This is a genomic window from uncultured Shimia sp. (assembly GCF_947498095.1).
Classification (GTDB): Bacteria; Pseudomonadota; Alphaproteobacteria; order Rhodobacterales; family Rhodobacteraceae; genus Shimia.
Map to the genome: position 1 here is coordinate 31,634 of NZ_CANMJE010000003.1, position 15,378 is coordinate 47,011.

A 15,378-nucleotide genomic window follows, 5' to 3' on the forward strand; every position below is an offset into this window, starting at 1 on the left:
GATCAGTCCGCGCGCAGGTCTGGAAGGGTGAAGTCCATATAGCGGCGCTCTTCGGCCAGCGTGGCGGCATCGGCAACGCCGGATTGGCCTGCGCCGACGGTCTGGATGGCTTCCAACTCCCACATGCGCGTCATAGCGATGGCCAGCTCGGCGGTGACGCGGGTGTTGTGATCGACGGCTTCCTTCAGTGTTTCCATATCCGGGATCAGCGATACCAGCTGCTCGACCCGTTCCAGAGATTGCGCGGCCTCTTCGTAGCTGTTCTCGGCCGCTGCCGACATCACCGCCCCGGTGCCTGCCTGGCTGGCAATGCGTTCCGCCCCTGGATTGCCGCTACTGGCCATGTCGGACAAACTGTCTTGGTCAAAGCCCGCATCCTCCAAGGCTTGTGTCATGCGACCTTCAATTTGAGGAGCTGCGTTGCCGATCAGGCCGCTGAAATCGCCGCTTTGGATTTGCCGGATGGTGCCAAGAAGATCGCCGAATTCTTGGTCTAATAGACCATCCAGATCACCGCCCATTGCCATCTCGATTATATCCGTCGCGCCGGTTAGGGCGGCATAGGTCTCGTTGAGCGTGTCCAGCTGCTGTTGCACCAGATCGAGCTGTTCGAGAAGCGTGTCGAGCTGGTCGGTCTGAATCCCGAAATCCTCCAGCATCTGCTGCAGTTGGCGAATTTCCTGAGCGATGTTGCGCGTGTCGACCGTCGGCACACCTTGAGCAGCTACGGGTGAGGCAACCAGCAACGCGCAGGTGGCAACAGTAGAAAGAAAACGGATCATCGGAGTGCCTCCAGATCGAATTGCATGAAGTCTTGTTCGCGGGCCTGTGCGGCTGCCATGGCCAGCTCGGTCGCGCTAAGCGGGCGGGTATGGGTGGCCTTGAGGCGCGTGCGAATTGCGATCAGTCGAGCGAGTTCGGCGCGCGCATAGGTGTTGAGCGACATGGCCGCGTGAATGTCATCTGTCTCGCCAATGCGGGTTATGATGTCCTGCACCCGAAGCGCGGCCGCTTGCACCGAGACCAAGGAGTAATCGCCATAGATCCCTGCACCGAACGAGGTCAGGCTCATGGTCGAGTTAGCAAGCAAAACGGGATCAATCGTGCCAAGCGCGTCAACGCCGCCGACGCGGGCAAGGTAGAGATTGTAGCGTTCGGGGACGACCTGAACGTAATGCTGGGTCTCAGCAAAGGGCGGCACGCCGCTGTAGCGCTGAACATTGCCAGGACCAGCATTGTAAGCCGCCAGACCGTGAATGACGTTGCCATCAAACATGGCCAGCATCTGCGCCAGATAGCCCGCGCCGCCGGTGACCTGGATGTAGGGGTTCTCATAGTAGGCCGGGTAAATCCCGAGATCCTGTGCTGTGCCTGGCATGATCTGGGTCAGGCCGAATGCACCAACAGGGGAGCGCGCGCCGATGGTGAAACGGCTTTCTTGCCAGATCAGCGCCTGCAGGAGGCAACGCCATTGCTTGGGCGACAGACCCGCCGCGCGCACGCCAGACATATGGTGCGTTTCCTGAGAAGCGCGAATGATCAGTTGTTCGATCGAGCCAGAGGCGTCGCCGAACATCTGGGCTGCGCCGGGGTTTGGATCAACCGGACCGTAAAGCGTTTCTGCGGCGCTTTCAGGTGATGAACCAGCTTCCAAACTCGCAACCAGTGCGCCTGAGTTCCCGCTGGCAAGCGTCGAGGCATCGAGAATGTCTTCTAGCGCCTGGAGTTGCTCTTGCTCGAGTTCTTCAAGCTCTTCGTCTTTGGACAGCCGATCCCGCTGCAGCGCCAGATCTTGTTCGCCCTGCTGCAGAACGCGCTCGCGTTGCAGAAACATGCCCGCATCAAATGTGGGCACGCCTTGGGCATAGGCCAATGGCGCGGCGAAACAGACCAAGCCCGCATAGATATGCAGGCGGTGCTTACTCACCGAGACCACCAATCGGCCCGAGCAGCTCGAAATTGCAGTTGCTGCGGCTGACCTCGGCAAAGGAGTTGAAGCATTCAGCTTCTGACGGCCGGTATTCCGCGCAGGCTGTCAGGGTCAAAAGGGTGAGAGTCAGCACGCAAAGTTTAAGCATCAATATGTCTCCAAAAATCGGGGTTCTGGCGATAATCCGCGCCGACCAGCGCTTCGCCTTTTTCCATGCCGCCAAGGATCGTGAGATAGGGCCCAAGGGCGCTTAGATCGGCATCGATCACCACCGTGCCTTGATCATCACGCACCAGCGCCAGACGGGAGTTGCTGCCGGTGCCGAGCAAAACGCTGAGCTCTTTCTCAGAAAGGCCCAGCATGGTGTAGTCGCTGGCTGAAGCGCGGATGTTGGGAAGCAGGAGCTGCGTCGGAACGGCCTCGACAATCGTTTTGCCGGTGCGGGTTTTCTCGAGTTGGCTTGCGTATTGGGTCATCATCACAACGACGGCGTTCTGCTTGCGCGCGGTCACGAGCCAATTGCTGAGCCGGTCCGCGAAATACGGGTTATCCAGCGCCTTCCAGGCCTCATCGATGATGATCAACGTCGGCTTGCGATCCTCGATCACCCGCTCCACCCGCCGAAACAGGTAGGAGAGAACCGCCATGCGTTCTTTCTCGCTTTCGCTGTCGAGAATCCCGGTCAGGTCGAACCCCACGACATCACCATCGAGCGAGAAGGTATCCTCGGAGCTTTGACCGAAGATCCAGCCATAGCGGCCATCCGCCGTCCATTCCTGGATCCGTTCAAACAGATCCCCTTCATCCGCCCCGGCCACAAAGAGTGAGGCCAAATCCTGCCAGTTGCGAAGGGCGGCATCGCTCGCCCCGGCGTTCTGGCGCACCACTTCTTGGATGCGGTTGATCTGGACCGGGCTTAGAGGCTTGTCAGCGCGATGTAACAGCGTCGCCAACCAATCCGACAGCCAGGCTTGCCCGCGCCCGTCGATTTCTGTGTGCAACGGGTTGAGACCGGTGGCTTCACCCGCCTTGATTGCGCTGTAACGCCCGCCATTGGCCCGCACCGCCATTTCCATGCCAGCGCGATAATCGAAGACAAAGACGCGCGCGTCGCATCGACGGGCTTGGGTCATGAGGAAGGCCGACAAAACTGACTTGCCAGAGCCAGGACGACCGAGGATCAAGGTATGCCCACCGGTCGGCTCTTTGTCCGGCTGACCCGTCTCATGGTAGTTGAACAGAAAGCCAGAGCGTTCAGGCGTCGGAAAAAGGGTGATCGGCTTGCCCCAAGGCACTTTGTGTCCGGGTTTGCCCAGTTGACCGCGATGCAACGCTGCGAGGTCGGCAAAGTTCGTATTGGTGATGGCGGCCTTACGGCTGCGCATCTGCCCATTGCCCGGATGCTGCGCGAAATAATGGGTGCGGGCGGCAAAACTTTCATTGGCCAGATTGACACCTTCACTGGCGGCGATGTTGCGCACCTCGGCAGCGATGGCCTCCAACTTTTCTTCGGTTTCGGCAAAGACAGTGACAGTCATGTGATGATCACCAAAGCTGAGCCGCTTGGATTCCAGATCATCCAGTGCGTCGACCAGTTCTTCGGCCAATGAGATGGCTCCGTCATCGCTGGCCTTCATCAAGCGCTGTTGCCGTTTAATCCGGCTGGCCATGATGTTGCTGTTGATCGGTGTGAAGGAGTGGGTGACGACCATGTCGATGGGCAGATTGAGCTCATCGAACATGGTGCAGCTTGTTTTTGCAGGATAGGTCTTGATCGCGAAGCTGGTGCCGAACCGCATGCCTGCAGTTCCGTCGTCCAGCTTGAAGCTTCGCCCCTGAAACGTAACCCGTGTGTTGGCCACATCCTCGGCAATAATACCAAAGCGCGATTTCGCGAAGAGCGGCCGTTCCTGACCTATGTTGAGCGCGCCAAGAAAGCCCAGCAGCTCGCCGCTTTCGGCCCCGAGCAGGCGCGGGTTCATCTCTGCAAAGGACGACAAGAAAAACCCGACGACCTCGCTGAGCTTGCGCAATTGCTTGGCGGTCTGGTCTTTGAGCTGGGCAATCGAGTCTGAGCGTTTCAGGCGCAGCCGCGCGCCAGGGGGCGGACGCTTTAGAACCGTGAGCGTGAGTGTTTTGTCGCGCAGGCCTGCTTGCGCCATCGCAGTTTGCCACCGGGTGTCGAGCGCCTGCGCAAATCCTCCGTCGGGCACCGGTGGCAACGTGGTCTCGATCGCTTTTGAAACCTTATGTACGTAGAAACTGTATTCCGGCCCGATCTGCGCGATGATCGCAGCAAAGAGGGCGCGGATCTTCTCCAGATGCGCGTCATCGCTGGTCATGCTGTTGACGCCGTCAAGACGGATGCACTGGAACAGTGCATTGCCGCGCGTGCGGATCGTCACATCATTCACGAGACTGATATAGGGAAGCATGCTGGCCATCGGGCGCTCTTGGCGCGCCCAGTCCGGCAGCATGGCAAGATCATCCGAAGGATCACGGAGCATAGCTGTCCCCCGAATGGATCTTGCGATTTGGCGTCGGGGGCGTTTCCTGCAGCGCGGTGACCATCACCTCGAGAAAGGCCGGATCCCAGTCAGCCGCTTTCCACAGCGCAGGATAGGCCACGGCTGCGATGATGATCACCGGCCAGCTCTGAACCCAGAGAAACAGCAACACAAACCCGAACAGCCAAACCATGGCATACATGATCGGCAAGCCGATGAGCTTTGGCGGCCGGATCAGGCCGAGGAAGAGGCGGGTTTGCGTTGCCATGTCGGTTTTACGCGCCCCAGATGGCGGTCACGATGGTCGGCGCAGCAGCGATGCCTGCAATGGCAACCAGCACCCAGAGGGCTTGGCGGAAATCCAGAATGCCAAAGAGCCAGGAGAGGAACACACCAATCAGGGCCAAGGTGCCGATAACAATGCCCAGGGGACCGGTGATCGTGTCGACGATGCCTTGCAGCAGGTTCTGGACCGGGGAGAGGTCGATACTTTGCGCGAGCGCGGGATTGGCAATCATCAAACTGGCCAAAGCCAGCGAAAGGATCATGCGAATTTGTGTGTGCATTAGGAGGCTCCAGTCAGTCGATCACGCACGGCCATGACGCGGCGCACGTGATTTTGGGTTTCTCGGTAGGGAGGAATGCCGCCATAGCGCGCGACCGCATCAGGCCCCGCGTTATAGGCAGCGAGCGCGAGTTCGGGCGTGCCAAACTGCGCCAACATCATCAAAAGGTAGCGGGCAGAGCCGTCGAGGTTGGCTTGCCAGTCATGCGGATCAACACCAAGTTGCGCGGCCGTCGCTGGCATCAACTGTCCAAGGCCAATCGCGCCTACGGGACTGCGCGCATTTGGGCGATAGGCACTTTCGATTTCGATATTGGCCTGGAACAGCGTCTGCCATTCCGTCACCGAGAGACCGGCGCGACGCAACGCCGGATGCCCACCATAACGGTGAGCGGTGCTTTCAAGGGCTGCGAGGATTTCGGGGCGGGGAACAGCGCGGGCGGGTGCATGAGGCGGAGCTTCAGGCGCAGGCGCTGCGAACACGATCAAATCTGGTGGGTTTGCGCCAATCCCGTTGACGTAGCTCTGCGCGAAACCTGATTGCGGTGCTTTGGTCTCGAGCTGGCCATCGGCCCGCATGGAAAGCACGAAGCCTTCAGAATAGGCGGGGACAGCAAGAAATGCCGCGAGAACGGAAAGTAGCTTAGCCCGCGTCGTCCAATTTGTGAGAGGCGATCTTGCCTTCGAGCATCGGGATCGAGACGATCGAAACTCCAAGTCCTGCAAGGAAGCTGGATAAGCCGTTGATTGTCCTGAACTCTCGAGCGGCCATGTTGTTGCGCGCAGTGACGAGCAGGCGACGCGTCTCGCCATCAGGCGAGACGCAATGCACGGTCCAAACTCCGGACCACTGAGCACCTGTACGTTTGGGCGTAACCCGGCACACAACATCCGCCGAATGACCCTCGGCAAGCAGCGTGCGCAGCCCGTCTTCACTGACAACATTGGGGGCGTCTTGCATCAAATTCATAGGATCGAGCCTTGCAGAATTGTGCATTAGCCCGGCAGTCCCTCATGGACTACCGAACCGATACAATATTATAACCTTGCAATCAATAGGTGCGTTTTGAGTTATTACACCTTTCATGCGTTGAAACGAATTTACTGCAACGGAGTGGCTGAGCCAAGATAATATGGTGCTTTTGAAACAAACATGGGCGATTATGATCGTTCTGAGCTGGAGTTCTGCGGCGATCGCGGGCAGTTGTCTGCCGCCTGCTCCGCCCTGGATGCCGACCAATGCCGATGACGTATGGGCCTATGCGGACCTGTTGATGCGTGATGCGGAGACGTATTTTACCGAAGTTGAGCGGTACTTCCGTTGCCAGGACCTGGAGCGTCGTGAGATCTTCGAGCAAGCGCGCGTCGCCAGCGAAGACTACGCGCGCGTTTTGGAGCTTCTGGACGACGTGAGGAAATGACACCTGTCCTCACGTAGAGAAAGATGCCTTTCAACAAAGCGGCGGCGAAGGTCGCCAACGCGCTGACGAAGTAAAATTGCGCTGCGACTGAACCAACGTCGACTTTCCAACTAGCGGGCTTTTAAAGCATCCAACATCGGACAGTCGCTTTGTCCCTTTGCGCAGTTCGCGACCAGCTCGACCAGAGCCTTCTCAAGTTTCCGAAGCTCCGCCAGTTTCGCCTGAACGTCCGAGAGATGCTTGCTTCCAAGTCGCTCGACCGTCTCACATGCATCGGACGGTGCATCGGCGAGATTGCGAAGCGCAACTGCGTCTTGGATGGAGAACCCAAGATTACGGCACCGTTTGATGAAGCGAAGCTCCGAAATCTCTGTGTCCGAATAAGCTCGTCGACCAGAAGCAGTGCGGACTGCCTTTGATATTATCCCCTCACGCTCATAGTAGCGGATCGTCTCTATTGAAACGCCACTAAGGCGGGATGCCTCACCAATCGCAATCATGTGATCAAACTCCGCTTGCTTCTGTAGTTACTACAGGATGCATAAGATCAGCCATGATGTCGAATCCTGAATCTCTTCAAGATGAAACCAACGGGCCAAACCGACTGCTGATCGGCGGCGCTGGTCTGTTGGCTTTGCTAAGCGCATCCTGCTGCGTGTTGCCGATTGGCCTTTCAATCATAGGACTGGGTGGCACGTGGCTGGTTTTGCTTGGGCCATTTGTCGAGTATCGCACCGAGATATTGGTTGTCGTGGGACTTGTACTTGCTTGGGGATGGTTCCGCCTTTGGCGGCGTTGGGTATGCGCAAAACGCAGGCGCTCAACTGTCGTTATGCTTGGCTTCACGACGCTGGCTTTCGCTCTCGCTGCCAGTTCACCTCTCTGGGAAGAAGACGCGGCGAGGACGATGTTTGCCTTGTTTAGGCAGTATCGATGAGGGGCTGGTTGCTTCCACTGAGCCTGGGCGGTTCGGGATTGGCCGCAGTTTGCTGCCTGACCCCTTTTCTACCTTGGCTGTTTTCGCTTTTTGGGATCAGCGGAGCACTCGGTTACGTCTATAGAGACGACGTGCTGCTGCCAATCCTTGCTGGATTTCTACTACTCACAGGATACGCGCTATGGCGACGCAAACGAGCGAAGTGAACCTTCAATCCACACTTACATGCCCCGAATGCGGGCACGTTGCCGAAGAGACGATGCCAACCGATGCATGTCAGTGGTTCTACGAATGTAAGTCCTGCCACACGGTTCTAAAACCGCTCGAAGGGGACTGCTGCGTGTACTGCTCCTACGGCACGGTCAAATGTCCTCCAATCCAAGAGGGAGGCTCGTGCTGCGGGTGATCAGTGCTCGTTTTCGCAATGCTCATGGTCAGCAAGTGACGCCAGAACGTAGCAGTCCTCGGACACACCAAGTCCATCACATCCCTTGGATATGCGGGTCAGTTCCTTTTCCAGCAACTTCAACCGTTTGATCTTCTCACGCACGTCTGAAAGCTGCGAAACGGCTATGTCTGTCGCGGTTTCGCACGATCTGTCCGGGTGGTCTTGCAACTCGATCAGGGACAAGATTGCCTCAATCGAAAAGCCCAGATCGCGTGCATGGCGGATGAAACTGAGCCGTTCCAATCCGGCTTTGTCATAGCGTCTTTGATTGCCGCTCGTGCGCTCGGCCTCCGCTAAAAGGCCCATTTCCTCGTAATAGCGGATGGTCGGCACCTTAACTTTTGTGCGTCTTGAAAGCTCGCCGATAGAAAACATGAAGAAACCTCTTGAACCTCTAGTCACTAGAGATTGTAGATAGAGTGGGACACAGCTGCAAGAGGCCACGATGACTGATCAATACCTGTCCCCAACACTCCTTCTGGATTTCGAGGCTGGCCCCATTATGCGCCTTGTTGCTGATCGTGGCTGGATGACCCTATCAAACGCCGACCGTATCGGTGCCGCCTATGACTTTGTCCGCAACGAAATCCGGTTCGGTTACAACTCCGATGATGCGCTGCCTGCGTCCAGGGTGCTGTCTGATGGCTATGGGCAGTGCAACACGAAAGGCACCTTGCTGATGGCGCTTCTGCGCGCCCTTGAAGTGCCGTGCCGCTTTCATGGCTTTACCATCGACAAGCGGTTACAGCGCGGGGTCGTGCCAGAGCTGGTTTATCCGCTTGCGCCTGCCAACATCATCCATTCATGGGTCGAAATCTATCACGGCGGGGCGTGGCTGAACTTGGAGGGTTTCATCCTGGATGCACCCGTCCTGGCGGCCCTGCAAAATACCTTTCCAGAGCGTAAATCGCTCTGCGCCTATGGTGCGGGCACGGATTGCCTTCAGAACCCAAACGTCGAATGGCGCGGGGTCAGCACCTACATACAAAAGACCGGAATCAATCACGACTTCGGCACCTTCGATGACCCCGATGCCTTTTATGCAACCCACCGTCAGCTGACCGGCGTGAAGGGGCTTCTCTATCGTGTCATCATTCGCCATTGGATGAACCACCGCGTCAGGAGGATGCGCAAAGGCCACGTGCCGGATATTCCCGGCGGCGAAGCAGCCCTTGTTCCAGATCAATCAATCCCTGAAACGCAGGAGGCAACCTAATGCCTGGATGCTGTGGACACGATGCCAAATTCGAAGGCGTCTCGGACGACTATAAACGGCGGCTTTGGATCGTCATTGCCCTGAACGCAACTATGTTCGTGGTCGAGATGGCTGCGGGTCATCTGGCCAACTCGCAAGCCCTGCAAGCGGATGCCCTCGACTTCGCAGGCGACGCCCTGACCTACGGCATTTCGCTGGCGGTCATCGGGGCTTCAATCAGAGCGCGCACGAACGCCGCCTTGTTCAAGGGGATCAGCCTTCTGTTGATGGGGTTGTGGGTCTTCGGCTCTACCGTCTACCGCGTCTTCTACGTTGGTGTCCCAACCGCCGAGATCATGGGTGCAGTGGGCTTTCTTGCCCTGCTCACCAATCTGGCGAGTGTTCTCTTGCTTGTCAGATACAAAGACGGCGACGCCAACGTTCGGTCAGTTTGGCTGTGCTCGCGCAACGACGCTATTGGAAATGTCGCGGTCATGTTTGCTGCGTTAGGCGTCTGGGGCACGGCAAGTGGCTGGCCGGACTTGATCGTCGCAACCGTCATGGCGGGACTGTTTCTGTCCTCGGCCTATCAGATCGTGCGCCAGGCTCTCGCGGAGCGCCGCCAGATGATCGAGCACGGGCATGTAGAAACATGATGCAGACAGCTATCATCTATCTCGGCTTCGGGGTTGCAGCAGCGACGCTCATAGCAATCCTATGGTCGATTGTTTTTCCCAAGCGCCGCATATGGCCGCCGAAACAGTATACCGCCCTTACGCCAGTGTTCGTCTGGGTGCCGACTTTCACGCTGTTCGGCATCCTCATTGTCTTGGGGATACTGGGCTGGGGCAACGTCGCCATTCCGAGTTGGCTGCGCTTCGGGGTCGGACTTCCACTAATAGTGATCGGCAATATCATTGTTTGGCTGGAGGTCTCACACTTCGGAGTGCCCCAGACGGGTGGTGCCAAGGGCACGCTGCGCACCGAAGGCATGTATCGGTATTCTCGAAATCCGCAATATGTGGCCGATATTGCTATCGTCGGCGGGTGGATGATCTTGTCAGCTGCGCCCTGGGTGTTCGCGGTTGGCGCTCCGGTAATTGCGATATTGGTGGTCACCCCATTTGCTGAAGAGCGTTGGCTAAAGGATCAGTACGGCACTGCGTTTGAGGATTATGCTAAACGGGTCAGACGGTTTTTCTGAACAGTTGAATGAGCGACAAAACCGACCTTCGCTATTTTACGCCAACCTGCCGTCCAAAGTTGCTCAATCTTATGGTGACAGTCTCGGGCAAAATACCCGTTGGCTGTGCAAGCTCCAATCACTGCGTCTTGGTTGGATCGCATCAGTGATGCGGATCTTCACCTGAGGCCATCTGTATGTGGTGCGCCTGATGGTGCGCACCGATGGTCATAACGCCGAAGAACCCGAGACCAAGGACGCGGGCAAGCTCCTGTTCGGTTTGAACCTCGATGTGCATGGTCACTCCCCCCGTGGAGGGTTGAGCAGTCACTGTCCATCCGGTTGCCGTTTCCAACATCGGTGAATGTGCCGTCGCCATGCGTGCGACGGCATCGGCCACAATCCCTTCGCCGGTGACGCGAAACTCGACTATCCTGCCTTCGGTCTGAGTGTTCACGGTCGCTTGGGTCGTGACCAACTCCATATCCACGAGGTGATCGCGCAGCGCCTGAATATTGACCTTGGTCCAGTCGGTACCGGGGTCGTCTGACAGGATTTGTACGATTTCCGAAATTGCGGCGAAGGCGGACTGCCCTGTTTCCAAAGGGCCGTCCGAGCCCTGATGGGCATGTTGGGCGGCGGCTGGAAGGGCTATGAGCGCCACGATGGCGCAAAGTGTCGTTCTGATCATGGTATGTCCGTTCTTGCATTTGGGGTTGGTGGCTTGCTACACCCCAGACGCAGATCCGAATATGATTGAAATCACATGTTACCCACCCCGTTCGGCGCATTGGATGAAAAATCTCTGTCTCAAATGCGTTATTCCATTGGAGACCACGTGTTCCGGCAGGGCGACACCACAAAGGGCATATTCTTTGTGGCGTCAGGTGGCATCTGCCTAACTCGCGTGACGGAATCTGGAAACTCCGTAACGATCTACAACGCTCAGACTGGCGACATGTTTGCCGAAGCATCCATTTATTCGGATCACTACCACTGCGACGCGATTTGTACTGCTCCATCCGAAGTTGTTCGGATTTCGAAGCAAGCCATCCAGAAGCAACTACGTGAAGACACGGCTTTTTCGGAAGGGATCACCAAGCGATTGGCGGTGCAGGTGCAGGATTACCGCCAGCTATTGACGCTGCACGCTTTGAAATCAGCGAACGACCGCGTATTGCTGGCGGTAGAATTGGGCAAGCTGACCGGTTCGGTCACACAATTCGCCAACCAGATCGGGTTGACCAAAGAAGCCTGCTATCGGGCCCTCAGAGATCTGTCTGATCGGGGATTGCTGACAAAAACCGGGCGCGGGCGCTATGCTCCCACGCCACGTAGCGAAGACCGCCTTCCTTAGTTGTGCGGTGGGTTGCGACCGGCTTGAATTTGCTGAACGCGGTCCGGCCAGGTTGATCTGATATAGGTCAGGATGTCCCAAATATCGTCATCGGTGAGAGCATCGCCAAAACCCGGCATACCGCTTGCGAAGCCGGTGACACCGCGCGCAGCCAATGCTTCCTCTCCACCAAGCCGAGTGTATTCGAAGAGAAGCTGGTTATCGTGGTGCCATGTGTGCCCGGTCTCATCATGGGGTGGTGCAGGCAGAACGCCGTTTTCGTCGGGCGTGCGCCAGTCGGGCTGCCCTTCGAGATTTGCGCCATGGCAGGACGCGCATTGTTCGACGTAGAGGACCCGCCCATTGGCCAAGTCCCGGTCATCCAGTTCGTGACCGGCGATTGCGCCAGTCGCGACGCTACAAGCAGCGATGATCAGAATGCGTTTCATGCGACTTCCACCCATGTTTTCATACCCGCCGCCTGATGCCCCAGCATGTGACAATGCAACAGCCATTTTCCGGGGTTGTCGAACACGCAGACGATGTCGCGGGTCTCCCCCGCGTCCACAAGTGTTGTGTCCCGGATAGCGCCCAGTCCGTCGTCAGCCCCGACCTCAAAGAAATGATGCCCGTGCAGATGGATGCCATGCGGGAAACGGGTGTCGTTCACCAGACGAATACACGCTGTCTGCCCACGTTCGAACAGATGAAACGGGGTATCCGTCAGACCGGACTGCCCGTTGAACGCCCAGATATCGCCACCCATCATACCTTGCATCATGCGACGGCTCATGGCCCCACCTTCCATGGTAAGCGTCAGGGAAACCGCATTGTCTAAGTCGGGCTGCGTAACCTCGTTTGGTGGCAACGCAGAAATCTCCGATGGTTGCCGCTCCGTGTTCGCGTCCTCAACGGGGATTTCACCCAGCAAGTAGGGGCCGTCCTGCGTGGGAAACATGAAGGCGATTTGGTCCGGGGAAGTGACATCCGCGATGATGTCCGCGCGTTGGGCCGGGGCGAGAATGAGACTGGATAACTCCTGTGGACTGACAAGGGGCATTCCGTCATTTGCAACGATCTTGCCGTCGACACCTTCAATCTCAACCGGGAAAATCCTGTCGGTCGCGACATTGATCAGACGAAGTCGCACACGATCACCACGACGGACGGGCGTGCTCGGTTCGACAAGAGCACGGGCATAGTTGCCGAGCCGCCCCTGATGCGCCTGATCGTGCATATTTTCGAAACCATCGGCCAGCGTGCCCGCTTCGGTCATGCGCCAATCATCTATCAACACGATCAAATCGTGATCCACGTCCGGTGGCGTCAACTCGTCCACGATCAACGGGCCATAGAGCCCCTTTGCAACCTGTTCCCAAGATCGGTTGTGCGAATGGTACCAGAAGGTGCCTGCATCCGGCGCACGGAAACGATAGGCGAACTCGGCATCCGCTTCGACGACGTCTTGCGTCAGGCCCGGAACGCCATCCATTGCATTGTCGATACGCAGCCCATGCCAATGCACCGTCGATCCCTCGCCGATCTGGTTCCGGAACCAGATGTCAAAGACTTCGCCCTGACGTGTCCGCAGCACTGGTCCGGGCGTGCTGCCGTTGAAACCCAACATTGGCGTAGCCGGTTCTCCGTCGGGCAGGATTTGCGCGCTGACCGGCTGCGCAATCAACTCCGCAGGGGTTGACGCAATCGAGATACGCGGAACCAGTGCCGCCACGCTTGTCGTGATCAGGAATTCTCGTCTGTTCATGGAAAACCTCAGTTCGGAAGGGTCAAAACACTGGTGAGTGTTGCCGTTGCCGCAAGCACCACCAGTATGACCGCCGTTTCAATTTCGATGGAGCGCGCCAGATGCCGCGCGGCTTTGCTGTCCCCGGCCTGCATGGCGGGAACAAAACGAAGTTTGTTTGCGGCTGCCAGAATCAGGATCGCGCCGACAAGCACCAGCTTGATCAGAAGGGTTTGCCCATACCCGGTTGACAAGAGTGCCCTCAGATCGCCCAGCAACAGCCAGGCCATCAACAGGCCTGCCAGGATCAGCACCGGGACAATCACTGCCGCCGCTTGCCCAAAGCGATGCCCCAGCAGGGCCGCGTTGTCCAAGTGCTCTGGCAGTCGTGACAGGCTCCGCAAGGGGCCAAGGATGCCAATCCAGAACGCTATGCCCATAAGGTGCAAAAGAAGGAGCAGGCGGACGCCAGTTTGCTGCAAGTCAGGTACGTGCCCGATCTTTGCAAAGGACCATAACGCTATGGTCCCGCCCGCGAGAGCAATCCTCGGCCCAACACGGGGAATATACATTCCCGAGATTATGAGTGCCGCACCAGCAACCCGATATACCAAGACGTCCCCAACCGGTGTTTGCCACAACAGCCCGAGCATTTCGGGGTCGGTCATGCCATCGGCTCCACCCGTCAGAGCGGCCCCGCGCAGCATGAAGCCGAACACCGCTGCGAAAATGGCAAGTCCCGCCAACACCACAGCCTTCGCCTTGATCCGGCGGCATAGTGGTAGCACCAGATTTGGAAAGGCCGCTAGAATGATCACAAGCCCGGTCGACCCAACGACGCTAAAATACAGCGTCAGTTTGGCGAATATCGCGGCTATTTCCCAGATATCCGGCATGGTCATTCCACCGTGAACGAGAATTCGCCCTGCATGGCGTGCCCGTCTGAACCTAATCCCCGCCATTCGATGCGGTAGGTGCCTTTCCCCATGCCTTCGAGGGGCAGCGTGAACACACGGTCAAAGCTCGTCTGATCCCCGAGATCAAGCCGGACAGACGGATGATCCTGATGGAGCATATCCACCCGTGTAAGACGTATATCATTGGCAAAGTTGAAGCTGATCTCGGGCGGGACTTCCGTGATTGTCGCGCCATTCTCAGGCGTTGTGTGATCTACGGGTGAATGCGCAAACGCACTGGTCGCCAGAACGGTCATCAACGCAAATGTGGTAAGTTTGTTCATTGGGGTATCCTTTAGTTAATTCCGTTGGCGCGCTGGATTTCGCGGATGTAGGAGATGACCATGGCAACGTCGCCACGGGTCAAGCCTTCGACCGGTGGCATGTCACCAAAACTCCAGTGATGGCTTCTGACTCCGTTCGCGACAGCGCGCTGAAAGGATTCGTCAGCGTGATGGCTGGGCTCATAGATCACATGGATCAATGGTGGTCCCGCGCCCTCAACACCAACAGCGTTGGTGCCGTGACAGGCGGTACAGGTATTCTCGAATATGCGTTGGCCTATCGCTGCGTTGCCGTCGATTTGCGGCATCTGGATCGCAACAATTGCGTTACCTCCAACAGGTTCCACTTGCGCGACTTCCTCTGCGGGGCCGGGTCGAAGAACGAGGTATGCAGCGACGGCTGCCACAGCGCACGCGCCGATCACGATGTTTTTTTTGTTCATGGAATGGTCCTAACCTTGTGAAACAGGGGCGGGCCGCAGTGTTCCTGCGACCTTTCTAAAACGCTGATCACTCACGCAAGCAGCGCTGAAATCCTGATTCAAAGGTTGGGTGGTCTGTCCGGGTTGTCCGGCTCTTCCAGAGTTGAGAGGTGGCCAACCTGCCAACCCAATACGGCCTCGGATTGGTCAAAAACTGCGTCGGAAGTTAGCAGTATTAGCGCGAGAGAATTGCACAGGAATGGATTGCATTCGTCATGCTCTATCCCATCTGATCCAAGCAGTGTGCTGCTCGTCAATTCCCCCAAAGCGTGGCCAGTGTGATTTTCGACCACAGGCATGACCTTGTGCTCGTCACAATGCCCACCAACGCAACCCATGGATAAAGCATGCGAAGCGCTGCTCAGCCCCGTCATAAAGACCAGAAGAACA

General features: G+C 57.4%; 23 protein-coding genes. 7 read left to right on the plus strand and 16 right to left on the minus strand.

Going from position 1 to position 15,378, the window contains the following annotated elements:
* Positions 1-2 precede the first annotated feature (2 nt).
* The 8 genes from Q0932_RS06440 to Q0932_RS06475 all read right to left on the minus strand — a co-directional run bounded on the left by Q0932_RS06440 (position 3) and on the right by Q0932_RS06475 (position 5,972).
* Complete coding sequence (locus tag Q0932_RS06440; RefSeq protein WP_282094160.1) at positions 3-782, minus strand: type IV secretion system protein; 780 nt, start codon at positions 780-782, stop codon at positions 3-5.
* Complete coding sequence (locus tag Q0932_RS06445) at positions 779-1,927, minus strand: lytic transglycosylase domain-containing protein (protein ID WP_282094159.1); 1,149 nt, start codon at positions 1,925-1,927, stop codon at positions 779-781. The genes Q0932_RS06440 and Q0932_RS06445 overlap by 4 nt, the downstream gene beginning before the upstream one ends.
* Positions 1,920-2,078 (minus strand): hypothetical protein, encoded by a 159-nt coding sequence (locus Q0932_RS06450; protein ID WP_282094158.1) that lies wholly within the window; start codon positions 2,076-2,078, stop codon positions 1,920-1,922. Before Q0932_RS06450 ends, Q0932_RS06445 begins: the two co-directional genes overlap by 8 nt.
* Positions 2,071-4,437 (minus strand): type IV secretion system protein B4, encoded by a 2,367-nt coding sequence (locus Q0932_RS06455; RefSeq protein WP_282094157.1) that lies wholly within the window; start codon positions 4,435-4,437, stop codon positions 2,071-2,073. The genes Q0932_RS06450 and Q0932_RS06455 overlap by 8 nt, the downstream gene beginning before the upstream one ends.
* Positions 4,427-4,705 (minus strand): VirB3 family type IV secretion system protein, encoded by a 279-nt coding sequence (locus Q0932_RS06460; protein ID WP_282094156.1) that lies wholly within the window; start codon positions 4,703-4,705, stop codon positions 4,427-4,429. The genes Q0932_RS06455 and Q0932_RS06460 overlap by 11 nt, the downstream gene beginning before the upstream one ends.
* 7 nt (positions 4,706-4,712) lie before the next feature.
* Positions 4,713-5,003, minus strand: a complete 291-nt coding sequence (locus Q0932_RS06465; protein ID WP_039004605.1) for a TrbC/VirB2 family protein — start codon at positions 5,001-5,003, stop codon at positions 4,713-4,715.
* A complete protein-coding gene (locus Q0932_RS06470) occupies positions 5,003-5,581 on the minus strand; it encodes a lytic transglycosylase domain-containing protein (RefSeq protein ID WP_282094155.1) in 579 nt (192 codons plus the stop codon). Before Q0932_RS06470 ends, Q0932_RS06465 begins: the two co-directional genes overlap by 1 nt.
* A 64-nt stretch (positions 5,582-5,645) precedes the next feature.
* Entirely contained in the window at positions 5,646-5,972 is a 327-nt protein-coding gene (locus tag Q0932_RS06475; protein ID WP_282094154.1) for a hypothetical protein, read from the minus strand.
* 166 nt (positions 5,973-6,138) lie between these two features.
* Here Q0932_RS06475 and Q0932_RS06480 point away from each other — a divergent pair, with 166 nt between their 5' ends.
* The gene (locus tag Q0932_RS06480; RefSeq protein WP_299350681.1) at positions 6,139-6,423 is read left to right on the plus strand and encodes a hypothetical protein; all 285 of its coding nucleotides are present in this window, start codon (positions 6,139-6,141) and stop codon (positions 6,421-6,423) included.
* 110 nt (positions 6,424-6,533) lie between these two features.
* Here the strand turns inward: Q0932_RS06480 and Q0932_RS06485 are convergent, their stop codons facing one another.
* On the minus strand, positions 6,534-6,923 hold the full coding sequence (locus tag Q0932_RS06485) for a MerR family transcriptional regulator (protein WP_282094152.1): 390 nt from the start codon (positions 6,921-6,923) through the stop codon (positions 6,534-6,536).
* A 433-nt stretch (positions 6,924-7,356) separates the two neighbouring features.
* Here Q0932_RS06485 and merF point away from each other — a divergent pair, with 433 nt between their 5' ends.
* Together merF and Q0932_RS06495 are read left to right on the plus strand one after the other, a co-directional pair.
* Entirely contained in the window at positions 7,357-7,566 is a 210-nt protein-coding gene (gene merF, locus Q0932_RS06490) for a mercury resistance system transport protein MerF (protein ID WP_282094150.1), read from the plus strand.
* On the plus strand, positions 7,542-7,766 hold the full coding sequence (locus tag Q0932_RS06495) for a GDCCVxC domain-containing (seleno)protein (protein WP_282094149.1): 225 nt from the start codon (positions 7,542-7,544) through the stop codon (positions 7,764-7,766). Before merF ends, Q0932_RS06495 begins: the two co-directional genes overlap by 25 nt.
* Here Q0932_RS06495 and Q0932_RS06500 read toward each other — a convergent pair whose 3' ends face one another.
* The gene (locus Q0932_RS06500) at positions 7,767-8,183 is read right to left on the minus strand and encodes a helix-turn-helix domain-containing protein (RefSeq protein WP_282094148.1); all 417 of its coding nucleotides are present in this window, start codon (positions 8,181-8,183) and stop codon (positions 7,767-7,769) included.
* Between the two features lie 70 nt (positions 8,184-8,253).
* Between Q0932_RS06500 and Q0932_RS06505 the strand changes: the two genes are divergently transcribed.
* The 3 genes from Q0932_RS06505 to Q0932_RS06515 are packed head-to-tail and all read left to right on the plus strand — an operon-like array spanning position 8,254 to position 10,207.
* Positions 8,254-9,024, plus strand: coding sequence for a transglutaminase family protein (locus Q0932_RS06505; protein WP_282094147.1), 771 nt, complete (start codon positions 8,254-8,256; stop codon positions 9,022-9,024).
* The gene (locus tag Q0932_RS06510) at positions 9,024-9,659 is read left to right on the plus strand and encodes a cation diffusion facilitator family transporter (protein WP_035262762.1); all 636 of its coding nucleotides are present in this window, start codon (positions 9,024-9,026) and stop codon (positions 9,657-9,659) included. Before Q0932_RS06505 ends, Q0932_RS06510 begins: the two co-directional genes overlap by 1 nt.
* Entirely contained in the window at positions 9,656-10,207 is a 552-nt protein-coding gene (locus Q0932_RS06515) for a methyltransferase (RefSeq protein WP_282094146.1), read from the plus strand. Before Q0932_RS06510 ends, Q0932_RS06515 begins: the two co-directional genes overlap by 4 nt.
* 142 nt (positions 10,208-10,349) lie before the next feature.
* Here Q0932_RS06515 and Q0932_RS06520 read toward each other — a convergent pair whose 3' ends face one another.
* Complete coding sequence (locus tag Q0932_RS06520; RefSeq protein WP_035262751.1) at positions 10,350-10,877, minus strand: hypothetical protein; 528 nt, start codon at positions 10,875-10,877, stop codon at positions 10,350-10,352.
* A gap of 75 nt (positions 10,878-10,952) precedes the next feature.
* Between Q0932_RS06520 and Q0932_RS06525 the strand changes: the two genes are divergently transcribed.
* On the plus strand, positions 10,953-11,543 hold the full coding sequence (locus Q0932_RS06525) for a Crp/Fnr family transcriptional regulator (protein ID WP_164644535.1): 591 nt from the start codon (positions 10,953-10,955) through the stop codon (positions 11,541-11,543).
* Here Q0932_RS06525 and Q0932_RS06530 read toward each other — a convergent pair.
* From Q0932_RS06530 to Q0932_RS06550, 5 genes are read right to left on the minus strand one after another with little or no spacing between them, the layout of a single operon-like run.
* Entirely contained in the window at positions 11,540-11,971 is a 432-nt protein-coding gene (locus Q0932_RS06530) for a cytochrome c (RefSeq protein WP_282094145.1), read from the minus strand. The two genes, Q0932_RS06525 and Q0932_RS06530, sit on opposite strands and share 4 nt — an antisense overlap.
* The gene (locus Q0932_RS06535; RefSeq protein ID WP_282094144.1) at positions 11,968-13,287 is read right to left on the minus strand and encodes a multicopper oxidase family protein; all 1,320 of its coding nucleotides are present in this window, start codon (positions 13,285-13,287) and stop codon (positions 11,968-11,970) included. The genes Q0932_RS06530 and Q0932_RS06535 overlap by 4 nt, the downstream gene beginning before the upstream one ends.
* Before the next feature lie 8 nt (positions 13,288-13,295).
* Positions 13,296-14,162 carry a CopD family protein gene (locus tag Q0932_RS06540; RefSeq protein ID WP_282094143.1) on the minus strand — a complete coding sequence of 289 codons (867 nt, stop codon included), beginning with the start codon at positions 14,160-14,162 and terminating at the stop codon, positions 13,296-13,298.
* 2 nt (positions 14,163-14,164) lie between these two features.
* Positions 14,165-14,506: a copper resistance CopC family protein gene (locus tag Q0932_RS06545; RefSeq protein ID WP_282094142.1), complete on the minus strand. Its 342-nt coding sequence runs from the start codon at positions 14,504-14,506 to the stop codon at positions 14,165-14,167.
* An 11-nt stretch (positions 14,507-14,517) separates the two neighbouring features.
* Positions 14,518-14,949: a cytochrome c gene (locus tag Q0932_RS06550; RefSeq protein WP_299350689.1), complete on the minus strand. Its 432-nt coding sequence runs from the start codon at positions 14,947-14,949 to the stop codon at positions 14,518-14,520.
* Between the last annotated feature and the right edge of the window lie 429 nt (positions 14,950-15,378).